This is a genomic window from Aquimarina besae (assembly GCF_042434905.1).
Classification (GTDB): domain Bacteria; phylum Bacteroidota; class Bacteroidia; order Flavobacteriales; family Flavobacteriaceae; genus Aquimarina.
Map to the genome: position 1 here is coordinate 1482210 of NZ_CP170199.1, position 17708 is coordinate 1499917.

Below are 17708 nucleotides of genomic sequence, written 5' to 3' on the forward strand. Positions count from 1 at the left end.
ATATGTCTATATTTAAGAAAAGTAAAAAAGCAGAATTACCGCCTATTTCAACCGCATCTTTGCCTGATATCGTTTTTATGTTATTGTTTTTCTTTATGGTTGCCACCGTAATGCGAAACGATACCTTGATAGTAAATAATGAACTCCCTTACGCGGATCAAGTAGAAAAATTGGATAAAAAAAATATGGTGATACATATTTATGCAGGCAAACCTAGTTCTAGGTATAAGAATGTTGGAACAGAGGCTAGGATTCAGCTCAATGATAAGTTCGCCAATATTAACGAGATTAAGCCATTTATTTTGGAAGAGCTTAAGGCTAAACCAAAAGAAGTTAGGTCTTATGTGACCACGGCATTAAAAGTAGATAAGAATACTAAAATGGGGCTCGTTGGTGACATCAAAAAAGAATTACGGAATGTAAATATGCTTCGAGTTAATTATACTACAAGAACCGTAGAGGCGGTAAATCACAGACAATGATCGTATGGTTAACGTTTAATAGAATCCCGTGATTTTACACGGGATTTTTAATTCTGGTTGTTTTTTACGAAGTAGGTCTATTTTCTAAAGAAATAAATTTATTTTAGTAACCTATATGGAATGGATTTCAAAAAGTATAAATAGGCCCAAGCATTTTTTCTTGGTTTTTGGTCTCTTTCTCCTTACCTGTAAAGGCTTTGGACAGGAAGTTATTTCGGATAGTCTTGGTTTGAAAAAAGAAAAGGTATCAGATTCTCTATATAGAGAAGATCAGTTTTACGTTGGACTAACATTTAATCTTCTTTGGAACACACCTTCAAATATTGGTCAGTCTGGATTTTCAGGAGGATTTCACCTGGGATTCACCAGAGACATGCCAATAAATAAAAGGCGTAATGTAGCGATTGGACTTGGGTTAGGGTATTCCATCAATACCTATAGCGAAAACTTGTTTATTGGTGAAGATGAAGAGACTGGTCAGAGTATTTTTAGTAGTCTTGAAGGTGTAGATTTTGATCGAAATAGATTTATTACGCATCTTGTTGAGGCACCTTTAGAATTTAGGTGGAGAACTTCTGTGCCTGAAACTCATAAGTTTTGGAGGATTTACACAGGATTAAGAGTGGGTTATCTGTATTATTTTAATTCAAAATTTGAACAACCAGGCAATCAGGTGGTACAAACAAAGATTGATGAATTAAATCGTTGGCGATTTGGAGCTACTTTTACATTTGGGTGGAATACATTTAACTTCCATTTTTATTATAGTTTGAATTCGCTTTTTAATAGTGATGCGGTAGTTGGTAATGAAGAGGTAGGGTTAAATGTTGCTAAGATAGGATTGATGTTTTACATTCTATAACCAAAAATTAACTAATGTAATTTGCGGAATTACACCTACTAAAAATCCAAGAATAAGTTCGAGGTTGCTATGTGCCTTAACGTGAAGTCTTGATGTCGCTACAAGACCGTTAGCAATGATCATACTAGCAATAAGTAATATAAGATTCATTTCAAAATGTATGCTAAGTGCAATAGTAAACATGGTAACCGCTCCGGACCCCATCATATGCAAACTAGCCTTAATATCAAAAAAGACGATAAAAATGGCACTAAGAGACGATAATAATACTCCTAAAAAGAAAAAGTATAGCTCGGGATAATTATATACATCAATGATCATTTTAATTACTAGAAGTAATAAAAACGATTGCATCAGTAACGGGATTTTACGCTGTCTTGCTTCTTCCAAATGAATCGAGGTGATCAATCCAGTAGTTCTAAGAAAGAAATAAAGAACGATAGGAATAAGAATAGTAACGACTATCAAGCCAAAGATTTTAGCCTGAATAATATTTTCCGGAATAAACCTGGGAGCGGTAACAAAATAAACTACTGAGCCAGCTATTGGCATCAATAATGGGTGAAAAATATATGAAATACTTTTTAGTAAAAAGTTCATTATATCTTTTTTCGTAGCCTTGCAACCGGAATGTCTAACTGTTCTCTATACTTGGCTACAGTTCTTCTGGCGATAGGATATCCTTTTTCTTTAAGGATTTTTGCTAACTTCTCGTCAGTGAGAGGTTTTTTCTTATCTTCTTCTCCTATAGTTATTTCCAGTATTTTTTTAATTTCTCTCGTTGAAACTTCTTCACCTTGATCATTGGTCATAGATTCTGAGAAAAATTCTTTGATAAGTTTAGTTCCATAAGGAGTGTCTACATACTTACTGTTAGCTACTCTAGAAACTGTACTTACATCCATATCAATCTCATCTGCTATGTCTTTTAAGATCATAGGTTTTAGATTACGCTCATCTCCACTTAAGAAATAACTTTCTTGATAGTGCATTATTGCACTCATCGTTAAAAAAAGTGTTTGCTGTCTTTGTTTAACAGCTTCAATAAACCACTTGGCAGCATCCAGTTTTTGTTTGATAAACATCACTGCATCCTTCTGTGATTTAGATTTTTCTTTACTTGCTTTGTAGCCCTGAAGCATGTTATTGTATTCTCTGGACACGTGTAATTCTGGTGCATTACGGCCATTTAAGGTAAGTTCTAATTCTCCATCCACAATTCTGATGGTAAAATCAGGTACTACGTGTTCTATGAGTTTATTGTTCCCAGCATAAGCTCCTCCTGGCTTTGGGTTAAGATGCTCGATTTCTTCGATTGCTTCTTTTAACAAATCTTCTGATATGTCAAATTTTGTTAAAAGCTTATCGTAATGTTTTTTGCTAAAATGATCAAACGATTTTTCTAGGATTTGCGTAGCTAGTTTAATCGGGAGTGTGGTTTCTTTTCTATTTAACTGAATCAAAAGACATTCCTGAAGATTTCTGGCACCTACACCTGCAGGGTCTAGTTGGTGAACTGTTTTTAAAATGCTTTCAATTTTATCTTCGGTGGTGTAGACATTCTGAGTAAATGCAAGATCATCCAGAATATCTGAAACAGATCTTCTGATGTATCCACTTTCATCAATACTTCCTACCAAAAACTCTGCAATTTCACGCTCTTCTTCATTAAACCTATATGTGTTTAATTGATTTACCAGATGTTGATGAAATGAAGTCCCAGAAGCATACGGAACATTCTTTTCTTCATCATCAGAACTATAATTATTAGAGCTTAAGCGGTAACTAGGTATTTCATCGTCACTTAGATATTCATCTACATTGATATCTGTTTCGATTTTTTCTGTGCCGTAATCATCTTCGCCTGAACTTTCATTGCCAAAAGCATCCTCAAACTCATCAGCTTTTTCTTTACCGGTATCCAATGCTGGGTTTTCTTCCATCTCTTGCTTTAAACGCTGTTCGAAAGCCTGTGTAGGAAGCTGAATTAGCTTCATCAACTGAATTTGCTGTGGAGAAAGTTTTTGAGAAAGTTTAAAATTTAATTGTTGCTTTAGCATAAAAATGTCAATGTTCTTATACTCACAAAAATAAACAAAATACGGCGTATTCCTGTAGGTAATCGATGGTTAGTTTTATTAAAAAAGTGCTAATTCTGTATGTGTGATACAAAACTATTTTTTGCAATCGATCAATAAACGCGCCAAAATCGATTTATTATCTTACAAAGACATGTTTTTTTGGATTACAGGAATGTTGGTTATAGTAAATATTAAGGTATAAAAATCTTATTTTTAATTGCATAGATCACTAATCCTGTTCTGTTTTTGAGATGTAATTTTTCAAAAATAGAATCTCTATAGCCCTCTATGGTTTTAGGACTTAAACACATATCACTTGCAATTTCTTTATATGTTTTCTCAGTACAGGCGTGTTTGATGAATTCCATCTCTCGTTCCTTTAATTGTACCTTGTTTTCTTTCTTTGGATTAAGCGAACCTAATAATAAGTTAGTAACATCCTTGGTATGATAAAAACCGGTTTCCTGCACTTCTACTAATGCATTTTCGAGAATACTTTTTTCGGTGTCTTTTAGCAAATATCCTTTGGCACCTGCTCTCAGCATTTTAAGAATGGTTTTTTCATCTTCTTCTACAGAAAGTGCCAGAACGTTTACTTGTGGATATTCTTCTTTAAGCGCAATCGTAGTCTCAATACCATTCATAATAGGCATATTAATATCCATTAAAACGATATCCGGAATGTTTTTAGGATCCTTCAACCGGGTAAGTAACTCTCTTCCATTTTTACACAGGTATAATATTTTAAATTTAGAAAACCCGTTTACCAGTCCTGCGAGTGCCTGTGATAATAGGATGTGATCTTCTACAATAACTACTGAATATTTCATGAGTTTATATTTTGTGTGAACAAACCTTCGTCAAAAAGTTTAATGAAACCTAATCTGTCAGTCTGAGCTTGTCGAAGACTTTTTGTTTTCTATACACTTCGACAAGCTAGGTGTGACATAGAAACATTACTTATTAATATCTTTTAATTATATGAATCAACTTCCTCTTCCGCCACTAGTTTTTTGTAGTGATAGGTTAAGGTAATTGAAGTTCCTTTTCCCTTTGCAGAATCAAGACTTACTTTGGCATTTATTAATTTTCCTCTATTCTGCATATTACATAATCCAATACCGATATTGTTTCTGGATTTTAGATCTTTCATTTCAAAGCCTACGCCATCATCCTTTGCGTGGATGACCAATTTTTCTTGATCGTAACGTACATTTACGCTTAACGTAGAAGCTTTAGAATGTTTAATGGTATTACTAAAAAACTCCTGTAATATTCTAAAAATGATAATTTCAGCCTTATCATCCAGAGTTCTTACTTCTGTATTACTGCTCAAAGTTGCTTCTATGAACTGAAGGCGATTAAATCGTTCTACTTCTAAGGCAATAGCTTCTGTTAGGCTCAAACTTTTGATAGCATCCGGATTGATTAATTTGGATAGGGCTCTTAACTCCGTTAGACTTTTGGTAATGGTTTCTGTCACTTCCGAAAGTCTTTTAGGGTCTTCTTTCGCTACATCTACTTGTATTTTTGCCAAAGTAAGTAATTGTCCAATGTTATCGTGTAACTCCCAGCTAATATTTCGTAAGGTTTCTTCTCTAATTTCTATTTGCGTCTCGGCAATGGCTCGTTCGAACTTTTTTTCTGCTTCTTTTTGTTGTAGCAACAGACTGTTTTTTCTTCTTTGGAATACCCAAAAAAGTGTAATTATAAGCACAACTAATGCTATAAGCACTACAGTGGCTATTAGTATTGCTGTTTCTTGTTGCTCCATATAAATCCAATAATAAAACAGATATTCATTACCACAGTCAATGTAAACTTTACAAGAAAGGATACAGTAGCATCAGTAAGCTCTTCATAGTAATTTCGTAAAATCCTGAACGGAAGATTACCAACAAAATAAATTAAGAGTCCAAAGCTAATCCAAATGAGTAGGTTTTTTTTTGCGTGTAAAACTTTTTCAGAATTTAATACTTCGAAAAAGTATAAAATAATTGTAATAACCAGAAAAAAAGAGCCTATAATGTATGGAAATCTTTGATGTTCAGTTAGGTAGTCTTCGTAAAAGCCGTTTATTATGAATGAAATTAAGTAAGCTGTACAAAGAATTATAACAAGTTTTTTATTTTTTACATTGTTCAAATAATTTCTGTACAGAATAAAGAAAAAAGAAAAATTTATTACATAATAAATATTGTACAATATAGCATTTACTTCTTGATCCAATCTTATGTATAATCCAATCAGTTCATTAATGGCTACATACCACAAAAAAAATAAAAAATACTTTAAGATAGACGAATTTTTATATTTGGGATAGAATATCGTAGCTGTTATCGCAGCTAATAACTCTACCCCAATACCAAATTTAATAAGTAAATTTAAAAATTCGTTACTTAAACTCATTATCGTTTATTCATCTTTTCCCATTGGTGGCGAACCAGCGAGCTCATTGGCGATTAAACTGTTTTCTTCCTCAAAGGAATTTAGATTCAAATTAAAAAAACCAGCTTTTTGATAGACTTTTCCATCTTTCCCTGTTCTACTATCCAATCCGATTTTTTCGGTTAATAACTCTACATTAAATTCATTATCCAACGTATAGCCTAAATCCATCACTTCTCCGTTTACTGTTTTTCTCACCGTTGGAGCTATAAAAAATGTTTGTCGTTTTGCATACTTCTTATTTTCTCTATCACGCACATAATTGTCAGGATATAGAGCAAAGTAAAACCTAAACCCTGAAGGTCTTACGTTAGCCTTTCTGGACTTTTCTTTTACATATCTGATGTACTTCTGTAAATCATTAATATCATAAAATAGAGATCTGGTAGCCTTAAAGGGTTCTCCATCTCCGTCTTGTCCTGTCACTTCATTAATCAGTTCTTCTCTTTTGTCATATAGGTGATAGATTTCTTTAGCAAAATCAGACTGGATAATATTTTCAGGTCTTCTTTGCTTTCCATCAACTACATCTTCCAGTTGTGCTTTTAATGCTGAAATTTCCTTTTCGTATGCTTCAATTTTCTTTTTACAATCTTCGAGTTCCGGGCATTCTGTACTCTGGGATGCTTCCTTACAAGAGGAAGCTAGAATGAATACAAAAGCAATTAGTACATACTTTTTAATTGGGTTAGTTTGTCGTTTCATTTTTGATATAGGTTTATTAAGTATTTGTGTGATTTTGACTCTTGCCAAAATAATAGTTAGTTAAAAACTTAGATTTACTAAGTTTTAAGAATTAAAAATACCATTTTAAATAGTTTTAAAAAATTTATAAGTATACCAATCACATCGAGAATAGGGTAATTTTCGGGTTTAAAGGAGTTTTCAGAGGTTTTTCATCCAGTCAAAATTTTAACTTGATTTTATAAAAAGGGGGAAACACCCCTAAAGGAAAAAGTGGATTGACGGTTGTGTTTGTTCTGAAGAACATCAATCTCCTTTGTTTCTATGGGTTAAATGAGGTTTTCTTGCCGTGGTGAGGAGATTTAGTGGGATGTTTTTAACTGTGTGTAACATCCTCACCCAGCCTCTCCTTCAAAGGAGAGGAGTTAAAGCGTTTGTATTTGAATTTTAATCATAAGAATAAGTAAAGTCCTTCTTCGAAGAGGTGTTTAGAGAGATGTTCTTATGAGTAATTTGAAAAACAGTATGATTTATTACTGTTTAAGACTTTTAATGACTTCTTTAAGTTCTACAAGAACTGTTTCTAGATCACTTAAAATTTGTTCATTTGTAAATCAAATAAATTTCACTCCTAGTTCTTCGATTCGACCCTGTCTATGACTGTCTTCAAGAAATTGAGTATCGTGTGAACTTCCATCAATTTCTATGGCTAGACCAATTTCTTTAGCATAAAAATCCACGACATACTCTAATATTGGAAATTGACGAAAAAATTGAATGCCAAGGTGATTCTTTCTAACCTGTTTCCAAATTATTTTTTCGCTTTTAGTCATATTTCTCCTAAGAACTTTTGCTAATTCTCTTGCTTCAGGGGTATATGGAAGTATGTTTTGTAATGTCACTTTAATAACCAATGTTAATGAACGGTAAAGTAAGTAATTCTTGGTTAATATATATTCTTTTTAAGAATTGCGATTTGTGACAAGTCCCTCTTTAAAGAGGGATTTAGGGAGATGTTTTTTATGTTTAGAGAACAAGCATCCTCAGTTCTTTCTTCTACCTCGAATATACTCAGCAACTTAAAGGAAGGAAGTTTAAATGGTTTGGTTCAGATTTGGAATTAAAGATGAGAATAAGTCCCTCTTTAGGTCATTGAGTTTGTCTAAATAAAAGGGAAATTTAGAGGGATGTATTTTTTTTTAAAACAACACTTACATCCAATCCCTTTCCTCAAAAGCAATGAAAATTTAAATGTGGATCTATTTTAGTTTGAATCTAAATCTCGGAAATTTTTTTCCACTATAAATAGAGAATCAAGCGTAATCTGGTAACAATGTTTTCAGAATTTTTTGTTAAGAAATATATCCGTTCTTTTCTGTTTTAGTACTAAATGATATTGAATTATTTTAGGTAGAATTTCTTTTTTGTATTACTACAAAAAAATGGTTTTGTTTTCGTATTTGCCAAATTTACAGAATATTGTACTAAAAATTTTCGGAAAATAACACGAAATATTTTCGTTATAAATAGGGGTTTTCTCACCAAAAAAGCCTGAGATTACGATACTTTATAATATCAAATTTTTTTTACTAAAGAAATGTTAAATTATAAATTTTCCGAAAACGTTTTTCGTTAAAAAAGCCGTTAAATATGCTTCATTAAATTGCTGTCTGATTATTTATTCGCTTACTTCATAGTAGCTATTTAAGCTAAGAACTAAACTTTTCGAAAAGTAATTTTTACAACCAACATCTTAAACTAAAAACCAAGATCATGAGAAATTTTTTTATTGTGCTTAGTGTGATCCTGACAATGTATTCCTGTGTATCGGATATAGAGCAAATGGATTCTGAAATGAAATCGATCGAACTATCAGAAAAAGCCAGTTCTGATAATGTAAAGTTATTGAGCGCTTGGACAGCAAACAGAAGTAGTCCGGTACATACAAACTATCAAAGGAAGTTTAAAGTAAAGGTCAAAAATCTGGCTTATCAAAAAGAAGTAACTATTCATCACGCAACGTATAGTGGTGATTGGGTTGATATCCCACTAACGTATGAACAATCTATTGGTAATGATGAAGAAATTTGGGTAGGAGAGGTGACACCCGATTATGAATTATATAGCGATGAATTTGTAGTAAAATATACGGTTAATGGCGAAACATATTGGGATAATAATAATGGTAAAAATTACAGTATGCTTGTAAATGTAGGAGGATATTTATCACCAGAAATAGATATAGAACTCAATAAAAGTTTTACAAGATCTACGGGTTTATCTTTTGCTATTAATGCTAATGTGAAACGTAATTATGGAGCTGCTGTAACAGCAGAGGTGATATATACTACAGATGGTTGGGCAACAAAGAATACAATTCCTCTAAGTTATCAAAGGTATTTTAGAGTTGGATATGCCCATTATATAATGAGTCCTAATCAATTTGATGTAGATATTTATTCTGCAACCATTAGAGTGCCCGATGAAGTAAAGTCTATTGAATTTGCCATCGTCTATAAAGTCAATGGGCAGGAATATTGGGACAATAATTATGGCAATAATTATACTTTAAACAAGATAACATATTAATTATAAAACAATCACAAATCACTAAACAACAATGAAAAAGTATTTTTATTTATTACTGAGTCTATGGGTGCTGTCCTGTAGTACAGAAGAGGATATAATCGATAATCAAACAACTGACATTAATAAAATTTCAGTAGCTGCTAAAAACTCAAATCCGGTACAATTGGTAAAAGCTTGGAAATCATCTGGTTCTTATAGAGGATACACATCGTACTACCATAAGTTTTCGGTGGAGGTGTCAAATCTGGCATATGACAAAGAGGTTTCTATTTATCACGAAAGAATTGATGGTGCTTGGGATGAAATATCATTGTCTTATACTGCGAGCATTGATGGACAAACAGAATTATGGACCGGTGAGTATGTCAATGGTGCTTTTGGTGCTACACAGATATACGCAGACGAATTTGTTGTTAAATATGTAGTAAACGGTAATACGTATTGGGACAATAATGAAGGAGCTAATTATGTAATGGAAAATCGTGAGGGTGCTCTATTTGCCAAATCTGATCTTGCCGTAAGCGTAGATACTGATTTTGTGTCATTATCTTATTTTCCTTACGATGATAAAAATACATTAAACGTGACTGTAGATGTCAAAAATCTGGCACCAGAAAAAGAAGTAGGAGTCATATATACCTCTGATGGATGGCAAACCCAAAAGTATTTACCACTAACGTTTAGATCTATTTGGAGCAACGGACCGTTTTTTACTATTCAAAGTCCGAACAGTTATAATGTGGAAAGATGGCAGGGATATGCTAGACTAGACGCCACAGAGGATGAGGTAGAATATGCTGTAGTATATCGAGTTAATGGAAATGAATATTGGGATAATAACTATGGTAAAAATTATACCGTGACAATAAAAACGTATAATTAATTAAATAGAGACATTTATTTAATGAATGAGTCCGCCTTACATGTGTGTTTGTATGGTGGACTCTAAAGATATTACTAACGGGTTGTAAAGTTGTACTTGGAATGTATATTTAATTTATAATCAACTATTATCAAAATCTTTAAAATGAAAAAAATTATTTATTTACTAGTATTTCTTGTTGTTTCTTCTTGTGCAGTTGAAGATGATTTTATAGAATCGCGAGAAGTAAAAGATACTATTGAAGAAGTATCTAGCAAAACGATGAAACCTGTTACTTTAATTAAAGCTTGGGATCATAATATGAATTTAGATTCCGGTGAAACCTTTTTTCTCAAAAAATTTACAGTAAAAGTGGCAAACCTAGGATATGAGAAAAAGGTGAGCATATATCACAAAAAACAATCTGGCGATTGGGGAGAAATACCACTGTCTTATAGTTTTAACATCGATGATCAAAGCGAGATTTGGACTACACGTTTACAAACTATAGGAACTGAGTATGTAAAGGAATTTGTTGTAAAATATGAGGTAAACGGAAAAACCTATTGGGATAACAACAACGGAGAAAATTATTGGGTGTTTACAAGGCCTCAAGGATATCGATTTGGTGACAACCTAAAAGTAAGTGTGGATCAGGAGTTTTCGAGAATATATTATCATTCGAATCAGAAACGATCATTTAACATATTGGTAGATGTTAAAGGTAATATTGGTGATAACAAGGAAGTTGGTGTGGTATATACTACTGATAACTGGGCTTCTTACCAATTTTTATCATTGGAACCGAGATCTGATTACGGACCAGTTCCTGGATATTATGTAATTAGTCCGAATTATTTTGGGATAGAGAGATGGCACAATTCTGTACTTATAGACAGAGCTGTTGATGCTGTTGAGTACGCAGTGGTATATAAGGTAGATGGTGTTGATTATTGGGATAATAATTACGGGAGAAATTACCGTATATCTAAAGAATTTTAATAGAACAACGTATCAAAAAAAACCCGTCTTATGCAATATTCGCTTAAGACGGTTTAATACTTTATAGAATTAACTCCATTTTTATATTGCTTCTTAGATATGGAGAATCTTTTTCTAGCTCAATTTCTACAAAACCATGCTTTCTGTAAATATGTATCGCATTTTCTAGTAAGGTATTTGAATAAAGGATGAGTTTTATCCAGTTCTGATTTTTAGCAAAATCAAGACAGAAAGACATTAACTGCTGGCCGATTTTTTGCCCTTGAAATTTAGGAGATACTGCCATCTTTCCTAATTCATATACTCTTTCTTGGATTTTAATAAGAGAAAAAGTGCCTGAAATTTCATCTCCTGATTTAGCAAAGAAAATATGTCCCCCTTTATTGATAATTGTTTCTTCGCACCGTTGTAGTAAGTCTACATCATGAGGCTCAACTACAAAGTATTTTTCTAACCATTCTACATTAAGATCAGCAAAATCTTTTGCGTATTTAGGGTCAAAAGGTATGATGGTAATGTTCTTTAAAGTTTCCATAAATTATCTGTTGTAGGTTTCTAGGATTCGTTGGTGTAGCGATTTTTCTTTTAATTGGTTTTCTAAGTGGTTAATGTGTTTTATAAGACTAGTGGTGCTACCTTCTGTTAACCACTTGACTTGTTGATCCATAATTTCCCAAAGTGGAATCATTTGTTTGTGTAGTGATGATCCTTTTTTGGAAAGTTTAAATATTTTTTTTCGTTTATCTATAGGATCTGTTTTATAGGTGACGAGTTTTTTGTCCATCAATTTTTTCAATGCTTGGGTAATAGCTGGTTGAGTGTAGTGTAACGCTTCTTGTATATCGGTAGTGGTGGCTTGTTTTTGGTCAATAATTACTTTGAAAATTGGAAATAGATATGGGTCAAAATCAATATGAGCAGCATCATATACCAACTGAATTTCCTTCATCATAAAATCACTTAATCGTTTTAGACGTGATCCTAATCCCAATTCACCAAATTCCTGTAATTTATCTTGCATAAGTATTTATATAAGTGCTTATGTAAAATTAATAAATATTTATTAATTTATTAATGTTTTAAGAAAGATTGATAGAGTGTAAGAAGTATTATTAATACTATTTTGGTGGATATCAATCTACGCCGAAATCCAAATGGAGGTACATGTATGAAAGTGGATTTCAGAACAATTCTAGAATGACAATGTTTGTATTTTACTTTATTTTGTATGGTTTGCAATCCCAGCGTAGGCTGGGATCCGGAATGATATTTCAATTTTTATACATAGATTCCAGAATAAGTTTGGAATAAGGAATCGTTATTTTTCCAACCCTTTCTTCAATACTTCCTGAATTCCGGATAAATGTTCGCTAAACTGCATCATTTGTGCAAGAACCTGCGTCATTTCATTTTGATTACCAAAACCTTTTAGTTTATTATTTTTTATAAAGGTTTCTTTAATGCTTTCCCATCTTACAATCTCTTCTTGTGTAATGTTGTTAGTCAGTTCTTTATATTTGAGAAGGTTGGCTTCCGCTGCACTGGTTAAGGTTTGTGACTCGTTTTCATAATGTGATAGGAGTAGGGTTTGTAATTCTTTATCATTCATGATTGGAACTACTTTAGAAACCAATTTGCTCATATCACGATATGATCCTTGTAGTTTGAAAGATGGCTCGGTACGATATGAATCTTCCATCGCTGCCGATTTAATGTAAGTAGCGTTTACTTGCATCACCGTATTCCGGATGGTAACCACTTTTTCCAGTACCGACAGATAGTCCTGTATTTCCTGTTTAGTATGATTTCCTTTTAATTCAACGCCTTCTTGCGTACCCGTTTCCACCATTTCAATTAATCCGTAAATATCCTCAAAATATTTACTGCTTAACTGATGCAATACCGGATTTGAGGTTAATGCATTTTCGATGAGACTTAATTTAAATAAATCTGCCGTATCACCAATAATATCTCCCAGGTTATAGATATCAGCCCTATTGGCCAACATATCAGGTATCTGAAATTTATCTCCGCTTTCGGTATATGGGTTTCCAGCCATAATCACACAGAATTTCTTACTGCGTAAATCATAGGTTTTAGGATTGCCATTATAGATCCCTTCAATCTTACGGGTACCATCTGCTAGTGAAATAAATTTCTGTAAAAACTCAGGATTACAATGTTGAATATCGTCTAGGTATAACATCACGTTGTTACCCATTTCGAATGCGAGATTCAGTTTTTTAAGTTCTTCACGTGCTGCAGAATTGTTAGCAGCCATTGGATCTACCGAAGTAACTTCATGGCCAATAGCGGGGCCATTGATTTTCATAAATACCAATCCCAGGCGATTAGCCATATATTCCATCAAGGTTGTTTTACCATATCCAGGCGGAGAAATCAACAATAACATACCCATTCTATCTGTACGCTTGTTGTCGCCAACACTTCCCAGCTGTTTGGCAAGGTTATCTCCAAACAAAGGAAGGTAGACTTGATCAATCAATTTATTACGAACAAAAGAGGATAAAACTCTAGGTGTAAATTCTTCTAGTTTTAGCTGCTCTTTTAATGTTTCCGTTACCGTGTGTTTTGCTTCGCGATATGCTTCAAATGCCGGAACTTCGACATTAGAAAAGTCAGATAATTGAGTAATAAACTGATGATAATTAAATTCGAAATTACCTTCTTGTATAGTGGGATGACTTCCTTTTAATCCTTCTATCCTCTGAGAAGGATTTATATGAATTACTTCTGAAATAGATTCTTTTTTATACAACAGGATACAAATAATTTCGTGTGCATAATCAATCCGTTCAGAATGATAGGTTTTCAGAAAAGCAGTTACCCATTGTAGTGCCAATCTGATAATATCTTTCTGATTTTTTCCGCGGGTAGCTTCTAAAGTTTTTTTGAACTTAGTGGCTACCTTTTTCTTCTCTAATTCAAATATAAAAGCCTGATGAAGTTCGTGTGCAGTTTGACTAATGCAAAATACATCATCTGTTTGTAGTTCGGCAAAAAGATAATTGCTAATAGCGTTGCTATGTTTTTTGTCAAATAGCTTTTGCTCGTCGGAGAAAGTAACAATCTCTTTTTCTAAATCAGATAGTACGGTTTGATATTCTTTACTGTCAGAAAAGATTTCCAGAACTTCTCCTGATGCTTTTATGGTATCATTCCAATATGTTCTCTTTTCTGCTTCTAAGCTATGCCAAAAGTATTGTGCATACGATCTAGACAAAGAATCAAATCGCAATAATCCAAGGTCATGATCTTTACTTACTAAAACTTTTAAAATTTTTGCCGCATCCACATCGTGAACTCCTTTTACATATCCTTCGGCATAGTTTTTACTACTTTCGGATTTTATAAGTTCTTGTAATTCGTTTTCTCCTAAGTTTATAAGCTCTTCCTTTTTAGTCGTAAACAGTTTATAAGCCAGGTAAGCTGAACGATATACCTCTTGGTTTTCAGAAATTAATTCTTGATCCCAGTATTTTTTAGATTTTAATAATGTTTCATTTTTGATTTCCTGATAGAAATCTGTTCCTGTCAGATGATATTGTAGGCTATTGTCTTTAAATACAATGGTAAGATCTAAGGGCTGTTTGTTTACACCAAACTTATGTTTTCCAAGTTTGATTATATTTTCGCCATCTTCATAAAGATCTTGCTTGTCTTTTAGTTTTCTGGTAGCATCTTCTTTAGCTACTTTTAGGGCAGTTTCTATAGTTTCAGCTTTACCTGCATCATCAAGTTCCATTAAATTGGAGATAATATCCCTAAGTTTATTGATCATGAGATCAGATGCAAAATAACCATTGATGTCAGCGACAGAATCAAAGCTTAATGCTTTTTTGGTAACACCTTTTAGTATTCGGTTTGCTGCGTTTTCCAGTGCAACGGCTTTTTTATTTCTGGCTTCAATAAGGCTACTTTTTCTGGCTTCAAAAGCATTATATACTTCCTCACGTTTTTCGATGATAAGAGTAATAAACTCTTCAAAATCTGCGAATCTTCCTTCTAAATCTTCTAATTGAACGGAAACCTTATTTAATAGTTCATCTGTTTTCTCTGGAGTAGTAGCGATATCCAAATAGTTAATGATACTTTGATCTACTAGTTTAAGTTGAGCAGCAAATTCTGCATTCGCTTCTTTACTACCAAGGGATTTTATCTTATTCTTGATCCCTGCTTTTAACTGATTGATCGTCGCAAAAATCAAGGATATATTATCAATGATTTTAGTAGAATGCGAAGTGTCTTCAATCTGAAGATTGGAAACAATATCAATCAACATTTCCAGATCTTTAGCTATTTGATTTACTTCTTCTTCTAGCTTTTTTGCTTCTATTACTTTTTTAATTGCTTCAAGTGCTTCCTGTTTTTCTTCTACTCGCGCGTGATAGGGTAGTAGTGCCTTGTCGTCCAGTAAGAATTGTACACAACGCTGTGAGATTTTATCCGTTTGTTTTGCAATTTCAGCTTCGAGATCAGTGATAAATTGTTTATCAACGTATCTAATGTCATTTAATCCAATAACTTCACCACGCAAAGTTCTTAGTTGTGACAAAACCTGTACAAAGTCATCTATAGATCTAAAGGAACTGCTTTTTATTTTACTAAAGATACCTTCTGCGGTTTCTTGGGTTTCTTTAGTGACATTAGCAGCAGTTCTACGAAGTTGTACAACTTTTTCGAACTCATCGATAGCAGAGTTTGCAGCATTACTAATTTCGCCCAACGGAATATCAAGTCGATACGTGTCCTCTTCTCGAATCCAATAATAGCTATCGATAATATCGTTAGAGGATTTAGCAAGATCATCATATAAACCATCATAACTATCTTCTTTATTTAATAAGGTGATCAATGCGTGACATTCTGCCATCGCTTTTACAATATCCTTATTTCCTATTTTGTATAGTAAGGTATCCGTATGTTCTGAAGGAATTTCATTTCCCTTCAAAAATGGGGTTTGCCATATCTGAATTATATGGTGTTTTGTTTGTTCGTCTTCTGTTTTGAAATAACACAATTCTCCTCCTTCTAAAATGGTAAAACCATTACAGATAATAGGTGTTTTTACTTCTTGTTCTATTACATTATAGGACATTAGGGTGTACAGCCCTTTTTCACTTTCATAAAAAACATATAAGAAATCCTCGCCGTTGGGAGAGCTGATTTTTTCCTGAAATTGAACATTAGAGATTTCGTTTGTAAAAAGTTTTACTTCTCCTGATTGCAAATAGTATCCATTGGGATAAATAATTCCTTGATCATCTGGCAAAAGTACACACGCATCCTTGATACATTCAATCTTTTTTACTTCCTGCACTTTATGGTTATAAACAAAATAACGAGGTGCTTCCTGAAAAGGTTTGATTTCCAGTGCTATCAGATTACCAAGATCCGCATATCGATATTGCCCATCGTCTAGTGTTTGGTCTACTTGTTCTACCGCTTCATCGTAGATCCCTTTTCCGTCATCTGTATTGTCTTCAATTTTAATCGTAAGATCACCACCAACAGTTTCAACAAAAACCTTATCTAGTATAGAGATATGCGGATGCGTTCCGTACCGATGCATGTCTCGTGTTACTTCTTTCCATTTAAATTCATATTGTTCCGGAAATTTAAATTCGTGTTCGCTTCGGTTGTCTATATAAGTAAGTGTACCTTCATTGATTAACCATTTGAAAGTTTTGATATCAGAAACGCTTTCGCTTAACTGAAATACCATATGTAGATAATTGCCAACAATAGCAAACTTCGAAAAGATGGTATTACGATAGTATTTATAAAGATTGGTGAAGTCATCAATGAAAACCGGATCATTGATGAGGTCTAGTTTTTTATTTACAAAATGATCATTATCGTATGTATAGATACTGAATACATCATTCAATTTTATCTCCGTTCTTAATCCAAAATGTACATTATATCCAAAAAGACAAAATTTGCCAATAGTAACAATGTCTCTAGCGATGCAGTTATTCTCTGTATTAATACGATTATTGGCGATAAGTTTGGTCTCTACACTACCAAAAATCACTTTTCGCGCGTCATTTAATTGAGTTAAACGATTTTGAAGCTCACTCTTTTGTTTTTGTAAACGTTTCTGAATGATCTCATAGGTTCCACCGTCTAGTTGTATGTTATTCGTGTTGGTTTCTTCCATAGTTGTTACTCTAGTTTTTAGTCAGAGTTGATTAAAGTTTGCCAATTTTTTTCAAAGCTTCAGAAAGTTCATTAGGCTTATTGGTTCCTATTAATAATTTTTTATTATTTAGAAATTCCAATTGCAACCCTTTATTTCCGGAAATATTGAAGGCTTTCCCCTTTCCTCTAAGGTTCATTCTTATTCCCCATCCACCGTATTCAGAAATTGGATCATATTTTCTAATATATAGTTGTTCGATTGTAGTCCATTCATATCGAATAAACTTAATATGAAATGGAAAAAAACGGACATAGATTCCATCATTTTTAATCAGTGTTTCTAGTTTCATCAAAGAAAAAATTAAAATCACTGAAGCAAAGGAACAAGCAGTAATTATAAATGTAGTTGTCATCAAGCCTTTATCATTACCCACAGTTATTAAGACAACAATTCCAGAAATTAGTATCAAGACCCATAACCAAGATTGGTTAAATTTTTGTTTTTCTGAAAAGTGGATGTCAGTTATCATCTA

15 protein-coding genes are annotated in these 17708 nt (G+C 33.0%); 5 read left to right on the plus strand and 10 right to left on the minus strand.

The annotated features are described in order from the left end of the window. The first annotated feature begins 2 nt into the window (after positions 1-2). Together ACE94K_RS06365 and ACE94K_RS06370 are read left to right on the plus strand one after the other, a co-directional pair. The gene (locus tag ACE94K_RS06365; RefSeq protein ID WP_378181579.1) at positions 3-482 is read left to right on the plus strand and encodes an ExbD/TolR family protein; all 480 of its coding nucleotides are present in this window, start codon (positions 3-5) and stop codon (positions 480-482) included. A gap of 115 nt (positions 483-597) precedes the next feature. After that, on the plus strand, positions 598-1344 hold the full coding sequence (locus ACE94K_RS06370) for a porin family protein (protein ID WP_378181582.1): 747 nt from the start codon (positions 598-600) through the stop codon (positions 1342-1344). Here the strand turns inward: ACE94K_RS06370 and ACE94K_RS06375 are convergent. The 6 genes from ACE94K_RS06375 to ACE94K_RS06400 all read right to left on the minus strand — a co-directional run bounded on the left by ACE94K_RS06375 (position 1339) and on the right by ACE94K_RS06400 (position 7459). Next, positions 1339-1944 (minus strand): hypothetical protein, encoded by a 606-nt coding sequence (locus ACE94K_RS06375; RefSeq protein ID WP_378181585.1) that lies wholly within the window; start codon positions 1942-1944, stop codon positions 1339-1341. The genes ACE94K_RS06370 and ACE94K_RS06375 overlap by 6 nt on opposite strands. Next, positions 1944-3404, minus strand: a complete 1461-nt coding sequence (gene rpoN / locus ACE94K_RS06380) for an RNA polymerase factor sigma-54 (protein ID WP_378181588.1) — start codon at positions 3402-3404, stop codon at positions 1944-1946. Before rpoN ends, ACE94K_RS06375 begins: the two co-directional genes overlap by 1 nt. Positions 3405-3616: 212 nt before the next feature. Beyond that, positions 3617-4255 (minus strand): response regulator transcription factor, encoded by a 639-nt coding sequence (locus ACE94K_RS06385; protein ID WP_118459212.1) that lies wholly within the window; start codon positions 4253-4255, stop codon positions 3617-3619. A gap of 143 nt (positions 4256-4398) precedes the next feature. Beyond that, entirely contained in the window at positions 4399-5199 is an 801-nt protein-coding gene (locus ACE94K_RS06390) for a sensor histidine kinase (RefSeq protein ID WP_378181591.1), read from the minus strand. Positions 5200-5840: 641 nt separating this feature from the next. After that, on the minus strand, positions 5841-6578 hold the full coding sequence (locus tag ACE94K_RS06395; protein WP_378181594.1) for a hypothetical protein: 738 nt from the start codon (positions 6576-6578) through the stop codon (positions 5841-5843). Between the two features lie 593 nt (positions 6579-7171). Then, a complete protein-coding gene (locus ACE94K_RS06400; protein ID WP_378181597.1) occupies positions 7172-7459 on the minus strand; it encodes an endonuclease domain-containing protein in 288 nt (95 codons plus the stop codon). A gap of 871 nt (positions 7460-8330) precedes the next feature. Between ACE94K_RS06400 and ACE94K_RS06405 the strand changes: the two genes are divergently transcribed. The 3 genes from ACE94K_RS06405 to ACE94K_RS06415 all read left to right on the plus strand — a co-directional run bounded on the left by ACE94K_RS06405 (position 8331) and on the right by ACE94K_RS06415 (position 11010). Beyond that, positions 8331-9146 carry a hypothetical protein gene (locus ACE94K_RS06405; RefSeq protein ID WP_378181600.1) on the plus strand — a complete coding sequence of 272 codons (816 nt, stop codon included), beginning with the start codon at positions 8331-8333 and terminating at the stop codon, positions 9144-9146. A gap of 31 nt (positions 9147-9177) precedes the next feature. Further along, positions 9178-10029, plus strand: coding sequence for a hypothetical protein (locus ACE94K_RS06410; protein ID WP_378181603.1), 852 nt, complete (start codon positions 9178-9180; stop codon positions 10027-10029). A gap of 144 nt (positions 10030-10173) precedes the next feature. Continuing rightward, positions 10174-11010: a hypothetical protein gene (locus ACE94K_RS06415; protein ID WP_378181605.1), complete on the plus strand. Its 837-nt coding sequence runs from the start codon at positions 10174-10176 to the stop codon at positions 11008-11010. 61 nt (positions 11011-11071) lie between these two features. Here ACE94K_RS06415 and ACE94K_RS06420 read toward each other — a convergent pair whose 3' ends face one another. From ACE94K_RS06420 to ACE94K_RS06435, 4 genes are all read right to left on the minus strand, one after another. Next, positions 11072-11545 (minus strand): GNAT family N-acetyltransferase, encoded by a 474-nt coding sequence (locus ACE94K_RS06420; RefSeq protein ID WP_378181609.1) that lies wholly within the window; start codon positions 11543-11545, stop codon positions 11072-11074. Positions 11546-11548: 3 nt separating this feature from the next. Beyond that, on the minus strand, positions 11549-12031 hold the full coding sequence (locus ACE94K_RS06425; protein ID WP_378181612.1) for a MarR family winged helix-turn-helix transcriptional regulator: 483 nt from the start codon (positions 12029-12031) through the stop codon (positions 11549-11551). 297 nt (positions 12032-12328) lie between these two features. Next, on the minus strand, positions 12329-17194 hold the full coding sequence (locus ACE94K_RS06430) for a DNA repair ATPase (protein ID WP_378181615.1): 4866 nt from the start codon (positions 17192-17194) through the stop codon (positions 12329-12331). Between the two features lie 31 nt (positions 17195-17225). Next, positions 17226-17705 carry a hypothetical protein gene (locus ACE94K_RS06435; protein ID WP_378181618.1) on the minus strand — a complete coding sequence of 160 codons (480 nt, stop codon included), beginning with the start codon at positions 17703-17705 and terminating at the stop codon, positions 17226-17228. Positions 17706-17708: the final 3 nt, after the last annotated feature.